The sequence below is a fragment of the Natronincola ferrireducens genome (assembly GCF_900100845.1).
Taxonomy (GTDB): Bacteria; Bacillota; Clostridia; order Peptostreptococcales; family Natronincolaceae; genus Natronincola_B; species Natronincola_B ferrireducens.
Genome location: NZ_FNFP01000005.1, coordinates 1 through 16,249, shown reverse-complemented (window position 1 = coordinate 16,249; position 16,249 = coordinate 1). Strand labels below are relative to the sequence as shown.

Sequence of the window (16,249 nt, the reverse complement as noted above, 5' to 3'; positions counted from 1 at the left end):
AAGTCTCTACTATCTAAGGGGCTTTCTCTATTTAATAAAGGAGAAACTATGCCCATTTTATTGATTTTATTTATTTTATTAATAGGAGGCCTTTATTTAGAAGAGCATTTATGTAAGAAATGGCGAAGAAACATAAAGTATGTTATTCATGTCAACGGTATTCGGGGAAAGTCAACTGTAGTTAGGATGATTGATGCTGCTTTCAAAAACAATGGCCTTATAGGTATAGCAAAGACAACTGGAAGTGAAGCAGCTATCGTTATGCCAAATGGTGATATAAAAAAAATACATAGAAAAACTCAAGCTAATATTAGAGAGCAAAGACGAATATTAAAAATGGCCAGTGATTTAAAATGTGATTATCTTATTGTTGAATGTATGGCTGTTAATCCAAAGCTGCAATTACAATCAGAAACTATATTGAAAGCGGATGTAGCTGTTATTACGAATGTAAAAGAGGATCATTTGGGTATTTTAGGTTATACAAAAGAAGAAATAGCTCAATCTTTGCTGATGGTTAAACCAAAACAAGGCATACTCATAACAGATACCTATTATAAACCTCTAGATGCTAATCATCATATCAAAAAAGCTTATTTCCAGTCAGAAGATACTTTTTCTCAAAATGCTAATATGGCTTTGAGTGTTTGTGAATATTTTGGCCTTGATTTAGAGAAAAGCAGGATGGGACTAAAAAATTATACTTTGGACATAGGTCACCAAGAGATTTATAAAGTAGGTGAGGGGATTTTTATAAATGGATTTAGTGCCAACGATTATGGATCTACAAAAATTCTCCTCAACAAATATAAAGATCATAAACCTTACAAAAAAGCTATTCTATACAATCATAGACAGGATCGTCCCGATAGACTTACTATGATGCTAGATCTTATATTAGAATACAATTCAGATATAGTATATCTTTCAGGTAATGGGAGTCCTTATGTTCATAAGAAATTGAAGAAACTTCAATTTCCTGGAGATATTATACTTATTAAAAGCATTAAAGATATTGAATTTGATGGCTTTTTAATCGTAGGTATTGGCAATATTAAAGGGTTTGGAATACAAATGTTAGAAGAGGAGGTCTTATTGTGTTAGAAGTTTTTATAGGAATTGGTATCATTATTAGTCTCACATATTATGAAATAACAGAATTATCTCCTGGGGGAATGATTTCACCAATTTATCTAGCACTATTTATTGACCAACCAAAACGAATTATTGGTACGATTATTATATCAGTTATTATATACTACTTATTAAAGCTTTTAAGCAATTATATTCCTATTTATGGAAAAAGAACCTTTGCCTTAGCTATTGTACTGGGCATTATTTTAAAGCTGATTTTTGTTCAATCTTTATTCCTCCCTTATTTGGCCATTGGCAGTATTATTCCTGGACTGATAGCCTTTGAATGTGATAAACAAGGGGTATTGCCAACTCTATTTTCTCTTTTTATAACGAGCATTATTTTGAAGGTCATGCTTATTTTGATGCAGGGGAGCTATTTTATATGAAAAATAGAATATTATTTGTTTTACTTGTAATTTTACTATTAGGATATACCTTCCTCGAATATTCAAAAATAAAAGATAAAGATTTGCTTTATGATAAAAAAGTAGCTGCCAGTCAACATTTAGAAAGAATATTTCAGCAGGTAAAAATCTATCGTTTAGAAATTGACGGTAGAATTGATACCTCTATTGATATTAATGAAACAGGTATCGTGGGTCCAAGATACACTTATATTACAACTACCCTTGGCTCTCTGGAGTCTAAAAGAACTACCACTAATCCCCATATTGCAGCTATGGTTGTTCAGATGATGGTGGAAGCAGGATTAAGAAAAGGAGATACCGTTGCAGTAAATGCTTCAGGATCATTTCCTGCTCTAAACCTTGCAGTTATTGCAGCTGCAGAAGTGCTGGAATTAGATGTTTTACTCATATCATCTATTGGCTCATCTACCTACGGAGCAAATGACCCAAGATTGACCTATTTAGACATGGAACAGAGATTATTAGAAGATGGGTTTATCAACACATCAAGTATAGCCTATTCTTATGGTGGGGCAGATGATATCGGGAAAGACATGGATCAAAAATTATTAGAAGAGATAGGTAAACGTCATCAAGATAAAAGCTTTATTTATATAAAAGACTATGATGAAAATATCAATGAGCGATTAAAAATCTACTATACTCACGATCCTAATATTGCTCTTTTTATAAATATTGGCGGTAATATCGTTGGTCTTGGAAAAAAAGATTTGGGTTATGGGCTGGAGAATGGTTATATTAATCCAAAACTTAAGCTGAATTATAATGATATAGGATTAGCAGGAAATTTTTTAAGTCGCGGTATTGGTGTTATAAATCTTCTAGATATTAAAGACCTAGCTACTGAATACGGTATTCAAATAGATCCCATTCCTATACCCAATATTGCAGTTGAAGAAATTTATTTTAGATATCATTATAATAGAAGTATTGGCATTTTATTATTACTTATTGGAGGAAGTGGTGTTTTATACTATGGACATATCCACCGATGTGAAATCAAAAAAAAGCTGGGCTATATTAAAAAGCAAGAGTCTTAGAAATATAGGTATTCTATTTTTGCTAGGACTATTGATGCCAAGAGTTTTTAATTCAGTGTCATTCCCTATTTACAAATATATGTATTTAAGTGCTATTAATTCTGATCAAGGATTGCTGCTTATCGCTGCATTTATGTTGATTATAATGAATTCAATAAGAATACTTCCCATATATACAGCAACCTTTGCTTTGATGGAATGGATACATAAAACAATAAATACATCTATAAAAAAATTTATTTATATCTTTATGGTACTAATGATTATTCCCTCTATATATCATTTAATTTATTGTATCTATGATATCCGCTATAATTTTGGCATGACCTCTATCCTTGTTATTAGCGCAATGACTATTTTTAGTATTCGAGAAATGAAATATATTAGTATCACAAAAAAATCAATTTTTATTATTATTTTATTAATTGGGTTTCAATGGCTTGACATAGTACCAACTCTTTCTGATTATGGTTTTGGTAATGGTGAAATATCAAGAGATATTAAATATATTTCAGCAATTATCAATACAGACAGCATCCTTACTTTTATCTCATGGTTTTTATTCTGTATTTTTACTGTTAATGCTTTACTGATATATAAAATTTTTGTAGATCAAAACAAAGCTCTTATTGATATTGAAATTACCCGAAAAATAAAGAAAGAGTTGGATGAAGCAAGATTGAACAATATCAAAGCACGCTCCATAGAAGAAACACAGAACCTAGTACATGATCTAAAAACACCACTGACTACCATACAGGTCTATGCATCATTAATAGAAATGACTGAAATAGATGTAAAGTGCCATGATTATGCAGCAAAAATACTCTCCTCTGTTAATCAACTAAATTGTATGATTTCAGAGATTCTTCAAGAAAACAAAAAAAGAATGGTGACAATAGAAGAATTATTCGATAGTATTTTATCTCAAATATCAACTTATGATATTGCTGATATTTTGAAAGTAAATATAGCATGTAGCGCAGACATAATTTATATGAATAAAATTAGAATGTCTAGAGCTATTATTAATATCATTAAAAACAGTATAGATAGTATTGACAAAGAAAATCCGATGATTGACATCCAAGTCACAAAAAATATAGATCAAATTAACATCAAAATTTCTGATAATGGAAAAGGAATCCAACAGGAAGCCCTTTCAAGAATATGGGAAAGAGGTTTCAGTACAAAAAATTCCTTTGGTATTGGTTTAGGTTTTGCAAAAACTGTTATAGAGAATCATAATGGAACGATTGCTGTGAATTCAACTGAAGGACAGAAAACTCAAGTGCTGATAGAGCTTCCCTGTGGATTTCAAAAAGAAATAGCTGAATCATAGTATAACACTATATTCATTTGTGTTACATAGCTCATGAAAGGAGCAGATAAAAATGGAAAAAATACTAATAATAGATGATAATAAAGATATTCTTCAAGGCTTGGGCGAAATATGTAAACTTAAAAACTGGGAACCCCATCTAGCTAATAATGTAAATAAGGGTTTAGCTGTGTTGAAGGCAGAGACTATAGATATTATCATCATAGATTATCATATGCCTCTTATAAATGGTTTGATAGGGGTAAAGAAAATACGTGAGATTTATAAGGATATACCAATTATTGTTTTGACTGTTGACGAAGATCAAGAATTAGCAGATAAGTTTTTATTGGCAGGAGCTAATGACTTTGCACTAAAGCCTATAAAAATACCTGATTTTTTATCACGAATTAGTGTGCATCTTAGACATAGCAAAGTTCATCAAGGCCATAAGATACAACAACAATATCCTAAGGGTATTAATGAATATACAGTTGAGGCAATAAAAGAATATATGAAAAATAAAAAAGAAGCCATGACTATTGATGAAGTTTCTGAAGCTACAGGATATGCTTATCAGACTACCCATAGATATATCAATTATCTAATTGAAGTAAATGTTGTTGAAATAGCCCAATCCATAGGCAAAAGAGGAAGACCAAAACAAAAATATAGATATATTTAGCCGAAAGAAGCCTGTAGAAAATTTTGTGTGCCCAGATTAAATATACTCTTTCTAGATAATAATTGAGGTAATTATAAAATGCCACAAATTTCTATCGGGAGTATTTTTATATCCAATATATGAAAGGGAGTAGCTCTGATTAATATATAACTGATAATGAATATCCTGCAGTTGATCAACACCGTCCTTATTCATTGGCTTTAGCACCAGGTTAATTTGGGACTGATCCAGGAATTGCTCCATATCAAGCATGTTATCAGCTAAGATTTCTGGACCTAGTATTGAATTGGTGTCTTTTATTGACTCACAGCCCATTATAATAGAAGCCTTAATTTTTGTTGTTTTTTAAAAACTGTATACCTTACTTTCTTCATATTTAGTTTGAAAGCCTGTAAAAGTTCAAAACAGTTGATATCATTAGTAAATTCAATTAAAGTCCTATTCTATTCATGGGTAATACCACTTTTCAATTAGTGGAATTATAGTAGACTTACTATTTTGATGGGTAATGGTATTAACCCCTCTACTAAATTAATTTTTCGATTCCCAACCAAATATTCATATGCTTTTTCCATACAAAGAAACCATTGAATGTAAGCATGTTCATCAAACAGTGTTCAGAAAACTGAGAATGACTCAATTGCTATTTTGTAAAAGAAATGGAGAAATCCCCAGCAATATTTAAAGCTTAAAAGTAGTAAAAAGCCCTATTTATGATAATTATTTCATAGATAGGACTTTTTTCATATGTGGGCTGTATTTTACGGATACGAGCAAAACCTATTGCTGCTGTTGTGCTTTTGATTTTTTATTAAATATAACAAAGACAACCGCTATCACTGCAAACACACCAATTACTACTGGTACCTTTGGTATGCTCTTTTCTTCAACACCTTCCTTATATTCGGCTCTATGGCCCATACCATCATCGGCCACAGCGCTATGAACCTTCAGGTCTGGATCAAAATGAAATTTACCCTCTTCATCTACTGGTCCCTTGCCCAACTCATTGCCTTCTTCATCATAGATGGTGACTTCGGTTCTTGGTGAAAAACCCCCACCATCATATTCCACCTTTAATACTCCTGGCTCCTCCAGCTTTAAAAGCATTCCATGGGCAAAGGAGGAGGTAGGTATCAAAAGAAGCAGGCAGATTAGAAAAAATATAATACTTCTCTTTACTATTGTTTTCATACAAGCACCCTCTCTTCTATCCAATCTTTTTTGTTTTTATCGATAAATTGTACTGCAAAGGCAGTAACAATACCTTCTACTATTATAAGCGGTGCATGGCCTACCATTGCAATTTTCACAACTGAAAAATCTCCCGCTGCAAACCTGGCATCCGTCAATGCCAGTAAAAAAATCAGTATAATCACAGTCATTACAACGGATATGGCACCTATTATACCTCCCCTAGCAGCAGGTTTCTTCATAGGTATTTTTTGATATAGCATATGGGATAAATATGCGGGTATTGACAGCATCACGGTATTTGCCCCCAATGAGGTTACTCCTCCATGTCTAAATAACAGGGCCTGTAACAATAGTGCAGGAAAAAAGGCAAGAGGTGCTTTTTTTCCAAGGATTATACCGATTAGCCCACATAACAGCGGATGTACCGAGGTAGGCGGAACTGGAATAGAAATTAGTGATACTGCAAAAAATGTTCCTGCCATTAAACTTATTTTAGGAATCTCTTCATCCTTGATTCCCTTAGCTGCAACCGCCATACTGGCTATCGATACCCCATATGATGCTACAATCACTGGGGTACTTAATACTCCATCGGCTAAATGCATAGATGGCACCTCCTAAATATTTATTAATGACTATGTCCTTCTCCTTCATGCTCTCTTATTGGCAAAATCTCTACTTTGTTTTCATCAAATATCTGCATATTGCTTTCTCCAGGAAAATGCTCAGTTACAATAGCGTAGGTGCCCTCTTCCTTTATTGTGAAATGAATATGTCCATGATCTTCAGCCATTTCAAAGGTATAAGCGTAGTCCGGCCTTGCTTCAAAAGTGCTGTCCTGTTTGATTACTTCCTTTTCAGTCAACATTAAGTGGGATGCGTGATGATCTAAATCAATAATATTACTTCCAATCTTTATAAAACCAACATCCATGGTTTCATCTTCACTTGCACCAAAATGAAATAAGTAGCTTCCTTCCTTGAACTCAAATTCTCCAATCCATTCATAATCTCCATGGTCATGTCCTTCTTCACCACGTTCCTCCTCGTCATGATCACCTTCATCATGCTCTTGTACTGGGTTCTGCTCTTCCTGTTGCACTTCCCCTACCCCTGCATTGCTTTCATTTCCTGTACCACACCCTACCAGACCTATCGTCAATAGCAAAATTAAAACCATAATCATTGAAATGTTTTTTCTCATTTCTTTTTCCTCCTTAATAAAATATACATTTTAAAGTACTAGACTTTAATAGGCAAATTTTTTACTTAGATGTTCTTTGGCTTCCCTTATATTTTGGGGTTTGTATTCACTGTCTTGGAATAAATCATACAGCATAGGCTTTACAAGACCTGCTTCTAAATAGGTCTCTTCCTTAGTTAAGACCTCCGATGCAGTTCCGCTTTTAAGAACCTTACCATCCCTCAAAATAATCACGTTATCCGCCCATTCATAGGTTAAATCCACATCATGAGTTGAAAACACAATTGTTTTTCCTTCCTTTACCCAATCATTTAGCAATTCTTTAAAATAAATCAGTGTATACCCATCCAGCCCTGAAAAAGGTTCATCACAAAGAATTATACTTGGCTCCAAAACGATTAATCCAGCTATTGCCACTTTCTTTTTTTGTCCTAGACTCAGCTGATAGGGAGGATACTCCAATAGTTCTTCAATTCGTAGGGCCCTGGCAGCTTTTCTTATACACTCATCCTTTTGCTTTTCAGGATATTTATAGTTGTCTAATCCAAACTTAATGTCCCGATAAACAGTTGTCGAAAATAATTGATGATCGGGATAATCAAATAAAAAGCCTACCTCTCGTCTGATTTTCCTAAGATTTTTTTCCTTTACATCCATATTTAATACTTCTACCGAACCTGTTTGAGGTAGGGTGATACCATTTAAATGATACAGTAGAGTCGACTTGCCACTGCCATTGACCCCTAGTATCGCAGTTTTTTTGCCACTTTCAATATCTAAACTCACATCGATTAATCCCCTGTGATTATTTGGATAAGTAAAACTTAAGTCTCTAATTTTGATTACCATCTTACACCTTCCCATCAATTATTAACACCATGGTCAAAAACAGAATTAGTATACAACATTCAATAATTAGGCCCTTATTTTTAATTTTTTCATTTCTTGACTCTCCTTGAAAACCTCTGGACTTCATTGCATTAAAGACCATATCACTGTGATGGGTACTTTTTAGGAAAAACCCTCCAATCCATTCACCAAAAATACTAAGGGATGATAGTCCTTTCCTTTCCCCCATTCCTCTACTGCTTAATGCTTTTCTACCTATCTGTACATCTTCATTGATCATATGAAAGTACCTAAAGGTAAGTGCCAATATCCTGTTAAATATTCGAGGTAAGCCGATGTTTAGTATTCCATCCACTAGATAAAGGGCTGAATGCTTAGCGACAACGGTTCCCAGTATAATAGAGGAAATTAAAATTTTACCAATAATCATTATTGTGAAATCTATATCTTCCAGGGTGTTTCTTAGTATATACCTTATTATGATGGGTAGCAGCATCAAAATTACAAAGGGCAATACTGGTTTTATCAGCCTTATAAAATATTTGCTTTTACAGATGCTGATGGAGTATACAACAGCAATCCCAGCAGTTATTGCCAATAATCTATAGCTATCTATAAAGGATATATAAAATAGAAGAATAAAAAGACTAACCATCGTATTTTCAGCCCGGATTTGACATCCTTCAAACCTAGTTTTTATTTTCTCTCACTCCATCCCTTGCTACTACTGAGCATTATTAAAACAGAACAGTATATTGACTATTTACATATTCACTGGACTAGCTTAGTACTGCCTGTATCGATGTTGAAAATTCCCAATTTAATTGTTTTATCTACTTAACATATTACCGTAGGACTCAATGAATAAATTTTTCAATATAAAAACTCCCAGCGTATACCTATATTGGTAATTGGAGACTGGGAGCATAATCAATCGTTTTGATAAATTCAAATAGACCCCCTCCATTTCCTCGTAGAGTGCATGTCATAAAGCTACAGGTAGGTCTTCTGGCTCAAGTTTCATCATCCTTCCAACCTTCCCGATTACTCAGTGGTTTTTTGAAAGAACTCCTCTTTTACAGCGGCGGGACCGCGTGGGATTTTCACCCAACTTCCCTTTTAAGTTGTTAATCAAACAGATGAACAACACCATAAAGCTTTTATTAATTTTTCATTTTTAACAATCAATATAGATATTACTTATCCATTGATATGTTGTAAACAGCGTTTCTTCTCTTTTTGTCAATATATTATCCAAATAGAAAAATCTAACCTTGAGGGTTAGATTGTTATTTTGGTTGCTTACATTCCATAATAAGACCTTTCCCTCCGAAGGTTTATTGTTATTCTATGGGTATAGGCAGGTTTCCTGGCTCGCACATCAATCTACTTCCTCACCTTCCCAAATAAATGGTGGACACTGAGGTTTCGTCCATGCATACAGTAGCGGGGGCTGCGACGGATTTTAACCGTACTTCCCTTTTATCCCCTGTAAAAGAGGCACCTAAATTCTTATTTTGTTGTCTACCTTGTATATACTGTTATTTCTACGCAATAACAGTTTAATCGATTCGATGTTAAAAGTCAAGGGATTGTGTCAAGTTACTGTAGGTTAAAAAATAGAAGATTCTAAAGTACACCACAGAGTAAACAATTAGGAGGTGGATCTTTGATATTTTATCGTATTGTAATATAAGAAATGGGAGGATTAATATTATGACACTATCTCTTTCAAAATCTAAAAATGCTACTTCGACGGGATTATACTACCATTTTTTAGAATTTATATCAATACTAAAAGGATTTTTGCTAATTTAAATTAAATTTTTATCAATTTCTTTACTGTATGGTTGTAGCTAAATCTATTACTAAGCTAGTAGATATGTTATAGACCACTGTTTCATTGATTTAACCATCTTTAAACGAAGAGAGCAAATTAGTAGTGTATTAAGTACATCGCTATTTTTACTTCTTTAACCCCATTGTTTTCTTATAGTTTTTTTGATGAAGTTTCCCGTATATATTGTTATCTATAATAATATACATAGTTACGTATCCTGGGGATACAGTGTGGCAATCGCGGGGTGATGGTTTGAAAAAGAAGGGTTTTGTCTATGGGTCTATTTTATTGACATTTGTTAATTTTCTTATCCGTTTTATTGGATTTAGCTATGATGTAATCTTATCAAAGCTTATGGGAGCTGAAGGCATTGGCTTATTTCAAATGATGATGCCGGTTCTTATGATTTTTCTTATTATTACTACTGCTGGTATTCCTACAGCTGTCTCTAAGCTAATCGCTGAATATAGTTCTAAAAATAACTATGATGCCGTTAGAAAAACTTATAGAGTAGCTGTATTCTTTACCTTGTCCCTATCCATCGGTCTCAGTTTGATCCTTATTTCATTCCGTGGATTTATTGGTTTAAGGATATTTAAAAATGAAGATGCCTTACGTTGTATTTATTTTCTTCCTCCAGCCCTCGTTTTGATTTCTATAACATCTGTCATGAGAGGCTATTATTATGGACTGAAAATGATAGGTATTGCCAGCATTTCTGAAATTGTGGAACACTTTACACGATTTGTTATTGTTATTGGCTTGTTGTATTCTATTTATCCATTAGATCCTATTCTAGGAGCCTTCATTGCCATTTGTGGGATTAGCATAGGTGAGTTTTTTGACTTGGTATGGTTGCTTTTCATGCAAAGCCGTTTTACTAAAAGACTCCCCTACACAATCCCTACTTCAATCAAGATGACCCAACTATTAAGGCAAATACTAACTATATCCGCCCCATTGACCCTGTCAGGACTTTTTCATGTTATTTTGCAATTCACCAATGCCATCTTAATACCCCAACGACTTATGGCTTCAGGATATACATATAGTGAAGCTATTGCAACTTTTGGAAGAGTCATGGGCATGGCCATGCCCTTAACATATCTTCCCTATTTCGTTACATCTGCCCTGGTCATCAATATTATTCCCAACTTATCAGAACAAGTCTTTGTGAAAAATTATAAAACAGCTAAAAACAATATCCACCTTGCTATAAAAATCACCCTATTGGTGTCTATCCCTCTAACAGCACTGTATGTTTTTTTCTCAAAGCCGTTAGCAGTTTATCTATATAGTGATCCTAAAGCCAGTGAATCAATATACCTCTTGGGTTTCTGTACTATTTTCCTAGCCATACAACATACTTTTTCAGGGATCTTATATGGTCTTGGAAAACAAAAAAATACTACAATTCATCGAATGATTGGTATGAGCCTTCAGTTCGCTGCTGTTTATTACCTTGTAGGCAATCCAAGCTACGGCATCTATGGTTATTATACGGGATTTTTCCTATGCACTTTGTCCATTTGTATATTGGATTTTTATACTTTATGGAAAATGATTAAAATGAAATACCAATATACAGATTTATTTATAAAGCCTTTTTTTGCTGCTGCTTTGATGATAATCTTGATTCTACAGACACAGCAGTGGTTTCTTTCAATAAATTTTCACCTTTCCACCAGTTTTATTTATAGTCTTATCATTGGTGGCTTAGGTTATATACTTGTCCTCTTTATTACAAAAGCAGTCCCAAGGAATTTATTGGGTATGTTATTCCGCATAAATAAATAACATTGTATCTTATTATTTATTGCAATACTTACAGTAATAAATCCCAATGCCCACAAGATGCCTAAATATCCACTAGCTAAAAAACAAGATAATTAGTTCTGTTTTTTTGCTCTCACATAACTGGACTTATGTTTGCCGTATCCGGCTCCTGAAATTTCTCAAGGAATTAATAGTAATTCGATAACAAACCAACTTCGTATTTATGAATATCAATGAGACCTAGGTCATGAAAGTATTTGTTAGGTAGTATCTGGTGGATTATGTGAACATTTGACTTCTTTTATTTTGTTTTTCTTATCTTTTTAAAAATTAAACTATCATCAGCATAAATGTCTTTACTCATCACCTTTAAATCTAACTGAATAAAAACAGTTTTTAACAATAAGGACATATATCTATCTGCTATGTCATGTTTGTCGATAGTGGGAATTCATCTTAAATAAAAATATTCCCGTAATAAATCAGAATTTCTTCTGTATCTACTACGGGAATATAAAATCGACTTTTTTAGTCCTTTAGTTGAGATTATTGTATTATAAAGGTAACTTTCATTAAAGTAAACTCTGTAGATTCTATATTGTATTTGATAAAATATTTTAAGTTGTGACAGCATTAATTATAATCGACAACACCCATATTCGACAAAATATTATTTTATTCGACAGTGACCGATTTGGCTAAATTTTTAGGCTTATCGACGTCAGTACCTCTAGCCACTGCTACATAATAAGCAAATACCTGTAATGGAATTACTGAAAGAACTGGTGTTAATTCATCTATTGTATCTGGTATATAAATCACAACATCTGCAGCTTTTTCTGCTTCTTCATTACCTTCCTTTGCTACCGCTATTACATAAGCACCTCTAGCCCTAACCTCTTGGATATTTGAAAGCATTTTGTCGTATAGGTGATCTTGTGTAGCTAGGGCTACTACTAATGTTCCTTCCTCGATTAAAGCAATGGTTCCATGCTTTAATTCTCCTGCAGCAATAGCCTCGGAGTGGATATAGGAAATTTCCTTTAGTTTCAATGAACCTTCTCTACCGACATGATCATCAATCCCTCTACCAATGTAGAATACGTTTTGATTATTAAATTGTTTATCAGCTAATTCTTGGATCAACTGTTTATTTTCTAATAGTTTTTCTGCCTTTTGTGGCAAGGCTTTTAATTCATTTAGTACTGTATTATATTTTTCTTTTGAAATAGTACCCTTTTTTATTCCCATATTTAGGGCAATTAAATACATGGCTATCAATTGAGTTGTATAGGCCTTTGTAGAAGCTACAGCGATTTCTGGACCTGCCCAAGTGTAGAAAACATCATCAGCTTCTCTTGAAATTCTGCTTCCCACCACATTGGTTACTGCCATTACTCTAGCACCCTTTGCCTTTGCCTCCCTTAAAGCTGCCAATGTATCTGCAGTTTCTCCCGATTGACTTATTGCGATAAACAAGGTGTTTTCATCTACAAATGGATCTCTATATCTAAATTCTGATGCCACATCCGTCTCCACTGGAATCTTAGCAAACTTTTCTATAGCATATCGACCTACTAATCCTGCATGATAGGCTGTTCCACAGGCTACAATCATTACTTTATTAATTTTTTCTAAATCTTCCTTTGTTAGTTTAATATCATCTAGAACAATATGATTTTCTTTATCTACTCTTGGAGATAAGGTTTCCTTTATGGCTTTTGGTTGTTCATAAATTTCTTTAAGCATAAAATACTCGTAGCCACCTTTTTCTGCCGCCTCGATATCCCAAGTCACTTCAAATACTTCTCTCTCTATCTTATGGCCAAATTCGTTTAATAATGTAATATTGTTTTCATCTAAAACTGCCATTTCTCCGTCATTTAAGAAATATACATTTCGTGTATGCTTTAATAACGCTGGGATGTCAGAAGCGATGAAGTTTTCACCATTGCCAATACCTACTACCAAAGGACTGTCTTTTCTAACTGCCACTAATTTATCAGGGTTTTTCTTACTGATGACACCTATGGCATAGGCACCTTCCATTCTACGAACTGATTTTTGCACTGCTTCCACCAAGTCATCTTCATAATAATAGTCTATTAAATGAGCTATTACTTCTGTATCTACCTCTGTCTCAAATACTTTACCCTCTTTAATCAACCATTCCCTTATTTTTACATAATTTTCAATAATGCCATTGTGTACCACTGCGATATCTCCTGCATAGTTGGTATGGGGATGGGCATTGATATCATTGGGTTCTCCGTGGGTAGCCCATCTCGTATGACCGATTCCTAATGTTCCTGGTATTTTTTCTTTATTCAAATGCTCTTCTAATACACTAAGTCTACCCTTGTATTTTCTGACAACAACATCATTGTCACTATAAATGGCTACACCGGCAGAATCATATCCTCTATATTCTAGTTTTTGTAAACCCTCTATTAAAATAGGTGCTACTTCTTTTTTTCCTATATATCCAACAATTCCACACATATTCTTTTCTCCTTTCAAATTTCTTTAATAAAAGAATTTTGTTTAATATATATTTTTTTCAAAACCCTGTCATTTATCCATTTATGTTCTAAACTTACTTGTAAATTCATAAATAGACAATAAGAAACTAAGCCTCCAAAATCATTTCAAAAAATATTTTGCAGACTCTTTCACCTAGACCCCTTTGTTCTACCAATTACTTAGTAGTTTTGTAGATCCGTTATCGGTGGTGAATACACCGCAGGGCATCCGCCGAAATTTCGATAAACCCTGTCCCTCGTCAACTTAAGCTTCTTTCCGACCAAGCTCAAGCTCAGGCGCTTTACTTTAAATTTTCTTGTTGTTTACCATTGGCATCCCTCCTCCTTCTATTACTATATTATTCGTTGGGATCAGTTTCGCTACTAATCCCAACGATTTTATCCCTGTGTAAAAGTAATTGAGATCAAATCAAATATTTCTGTGCTCTGCTTTAGCTTAATCTTGACTCTATTAATTTTGCTAGGTCCGTAGCTAATTGATTTAATTCTTCTTGGTCTTTTCCTTCTAACATTACCCTTACTAGAGGCTCTGTACCTGAAGGTCGAATTAATACCCTGCCTTCTCCAGCCATTTTATCTTCAATTTTTTCAATTTCCTTCATAATAACTTCATCCTGAAGATAAGCTTCCTTATTCTCATTCCTTACCTTGGCATTTACCAAAACTTGAGGATAAGCAATCATCATAGAAGCCAGCTGAGATATTTTTTTATCTTCCTCTTTCATAGTTGCAATCAGTTGTAGAGCAGTTAAAAGTCCATCTCCTGTGGTGTTATGATCTAAGAAGATGATATGTCCTGACTGTTCTCCTCCTAGGGAGTAGTTTTTAGCAATCATTTCTTCTAAAACGTATCTGTCACCTACTTTTGTCTTCACTACATGACAACCCTGCTCCTTCATGGCAATGTCTAAACCTATGTTGCTCATAACAGTAGCCACAACAGTATCATTTTTTAGCTTATTGTGTTTCTTTAGATTGAAAGCACATATATTCATTATATGATCTCCGTCTACAATGTGACACTTTTCATCTACTGCAATTAACCTGTCAGCATCTCCATCAAAGGCAACCCCAATATCTGCATTTACTTCCTTTACAAGCTTTTGTAGTGTCTCGGGATGGGTGGAGCCACAGTTTAAATTGATATTTAAACCATCAGGCTCATGGCAAATCACATGTACTTCTGCTCCTAATTCCTTTAGAACTTCGGGAGCTACTTTATAGGCTGCACCATTGGCAGTGTCAACAGCTATTCTAAGCCCAGTAAAATCACAGTCTATCGTAGTCTTTAAGTAATCTGTATAAAGCTTTGCAGCCTCTTCTAAAACAGTAACTTTACCTATATTTTCTCCTTCAGGTCTTTTATCTACATCTTTATCCTTTAATATATAGTATTCTATTTCATCTTCAGTTTCATCTGGCAATTTATAGCCTTCATAATTAAAAAACTTAATGCCATTATATTCTGCAGGATTATGGGATGCAGAAATCACTACACCACAGTCAGCTTGTAAATGTCTTGTCAAATAAGCCACTGCTGGAGTAGGTAATACACCTAGACTTATTACATCTATTCCCATCGATAAAAATCCTGCCGTCATAGCGGCTTCTAAAAGGTCTCCAGACTTTCTTGTGTCCTTTCCTATAACTACTTTTCCTTTGACTTTTTCTTTTAAAAGGATATATGCTCCTATTCTACCTAGCTTATAGGCTAACTCAGGTGTAAGCTCTTTATTGGCAATTCCTCTTACGCCATCAGTACCAAATAATTTTCCCATAGATTTTTACTCCCTTCCAAACGGGTATCTTCTACATTTTATCATATCTATATTATGAGCACAATAAAGGAATTTAATAGGTTTAGGATGATTCATAATGTTAAAAAAAGAAAAGCACCCTTCTTTATGATATGCTCCCTATTAGGTAGACAGATTAAAAAATAAAATCTGTTTATCTAAGGGGAGTATATTTATGTGCAAAAGAAAAAGTTATTCAGCTGATGAGAAATACGAAATTCTAAAATCATACGATGATGGATTGATGACTAGAAATGAGATTCTTTCAAAATTTGGAGTCCACAACAGGACCATTCAAGATTGGCGATATATGTTTAATACTTATGGAATAGAAGGGTTAAAAGCATCAAAAACATGGAATAGGTATTCGCAAGAATTAAAGGAAAGCGCTGTTAAAGACTATTTATCTGGAAAATATTCTTTAAGAGAAATA

The 16,249-nt window shown here is 33.8% G+C and carries 14 protein-coding genes and 2 riboswitches; of the genes, 7 read left to right on the top strand and 7 right to left on the bottom strand.

All coding sequences use genetic code 11. The features are described from left to right. Positions 1 to 48: 48 nt before the first annotated feature. From BLS22_RS10755 to BLS22_RS10735, 5 genes are read left to right on the top strand one after another with little or no spacing between them, the layout of a single operon-like run. Positions 49 to 1,104 carry a Mur ligase family protein gene (locus BLS22_RS10755; protein WP_090553765.1) on the top strand — a complete coding sequence of 352 codons (1,056 nt, stop codon included), beginning with the start codon at positions 49 to 51 and terminating at the stop codon, positions 1,102 to 1,104. Next, the gene (pgsC, locus tag BLS22_RS10750; RefSeq protein WP_176762143.1) at positions 1,098 to 1,523 is read left to right on the top strand and encodes a poly-gamma-glutamate biosynthesis protein PgsC; all 426 of its coding nucleotides are present in this window, start codon (positions 1,098 to 1,100) and stop codon (positions 1,521 to 1,523) included. Before BLS22_RS10755 ends, pgsC begins: the two co-directional genes overlap by 7 nt. Next, positions 1,520 to 2,605 (top strand): poly-gamma-glutamate system protein, encoded by a 1,086-nt coding sequence (gene pgsW / locus BLS22_RS10745; RefSeq protein ID WP_090553763.1) that lies wholly within the window; start codon positions 1,520 to 1,522, stop codon positions 2,603 to 2,605. Before pgsC ends, pgsW begins: the two co-directional genes overlap by 4 nt. After that, positions 2,529 to 3,947 (top strand): sensor histidine kinase, encoded by a 1,419-nt coding sequence (locus BLS22_RS10740; RefSeq protein ID WP_090553762.1) that lies wholly within the window; start codon positions 2,529 to 2,531, stop codon positions 3,945 to 3,947. The genes pgsW and BLS22_RS10740 overlap by 77 nt, the downstream gene beginning before the upstream one ends. A 52-nt stretch (positions 3,948 to 3,999) precedes the next feature. After that, positions 4,000 to 4,611, top strand: a complete 612-nt coding sequence (locus BLS22_RS10735; protein ID WP_090553761.1) for a response regulator — start codon at positions 4,000 to 4,002, stop codon at positions 4,609 to 4,611. 780 nt (positions 4,612 to 5,391) lie between these two features. Here BLS22_RS10735 and BLS22_RS10725 read toward each other — a convergent pair. From BLS22_RS10725 to BLS22_RS10705, 5 genes are read right to left on the bottom strand one after another with little or no spacing between them, the layout of a single operon-like run. After that, complete coding sequence (locus tag BLS22_RS10725) at positions 5,392 to 5,805, bottom strand: Ig-like domain-containing protein (protein WP_090553759.1); 414 nt, start codon at positions 5,803 to 5,805, stop codon at positions 5,392 to 5,394. After that, a complete protein-coding gene (locus BLS22_RS10720) occupies positions 5,802 to 6,413 on the bottom strand; it encodes a CbiM family transporter (RefSeq protein WP_090553758.1) in 612 nt (203 codons plus the stop codon). The genes BLS22_RS10725 and BLS22_RS10720 overlap by 4 nt, the downstream gene beginning before the upstream one ends. A gap of 23 nt (positions 6,414 to 6,436) precedes the next feature. Then, positions 6,437 to 7,012: a hypothetical protein gene (locus BLS22_RS10715; protein WP_090553757.1), complete on the bottom strand. Its 576-nt coding sequence runs from the start codon at positions 7,010 to 7,012 to the stop codon at positions 6,437 to 6,439. A 45-nt stretch (positions 7,013 to 7,057) separates the two neighbouring features. Then, positions 7,058 to 7,861: an energy-coupling factor ABC transporter ATP-binding protein gene (locus BLS22_RS10710; RefSeq protein ID WP_176762142.1), complete on the bottom strand. Its 804-nt coding sequence runs from the start codon at positions 7,859 to 7,861 to the stop codon at positions 7,058 to 7,060. A 1-nt stretch (position 7,862) separates the two neighbouring features. After that, positions 7,863 to 8,534, bottom strand: coding sequence for an energy-coupling factor transporter transmembrane component T family protein (locus BLS22_RS10705; protein ID WP_280139578.1), 672 nt, complete (start codon positions 8,532 to 8,534; stop codon positions 7,863 to 7,865). Positions 8,535 to 8,842: 308 nt separating this feature from the next. Further along, a riboswitch (cobalamin riboswitch) is annotated at positions 8,843 to 9,030 on the bottom strand. 173 nt (positions 9,031 to 9,203) lie between these two features. Further along, positions 9,204 to 9,384: riboswitch (cobalamin riboswitch) on the bottom strand. Between the two features lie 569 nt (positions 9,385 to 9,953). Here BLS22_RS10705 and BLS22_RS10700 point away from each other — a divergent pair. Next, entirely contained in the window at positions 9,954 to 11,498 is a 1,545-nt protein-coding gene (locus BLS22_RS10700) for a putative polysaccharide biosynthesis protein (protein ID WP_176762141.1), read from the top strand. A gap of 654 nt (positions 11,499 to 12,152) precedes the next feature. On the opposite strand, the gene glmS is transcribed toward BLS22_RS10700, so the two are convergent. Together glmS and glmM are read right to left on the bottom strand one after the other, a co-directional pair. Next, positions 12,153 to 13,979, bottom strand: coding sequence for a glutamine--fructose-6-phosphate transaminase (isomerizing) (glmS, locus tag BLS22_RS10695; RefSeq protein WP_090553753.1), 1,827 nt, complete (start codon positions 13,977 to 13,979; stop codon positions 12,153 to 12,155). Positions 13,980 to 14,451: 472 nt separating this feature from the next. Then, positions 14,452 to 15,798 (bottom strand): phosphoglucosamine mutase, encoded by a 1,347-nt coding sequence (gene glmM / locus BLS22_RS10690; RefSeq protein ID WP_090553752.1) that lies wholly within the window; start codon positions 15,796 to 15,798, stop codon positions 14,452 to 14,454. 193 nt (positions 15,799 to 15,991) lie between these two features. Between glmM and BLS22_RS10685 the strand changes: the two genes are divergently transcribed. After that, positions 15,992 to 16,249, top strand: a 258-nt coding sequence (locus BLS22_RS10685; RefSeq protein ID WP_143011280.1) for a helix-turn-helix domain-containing protein, incomplete at its 3' end; no start/stop codon positions are given.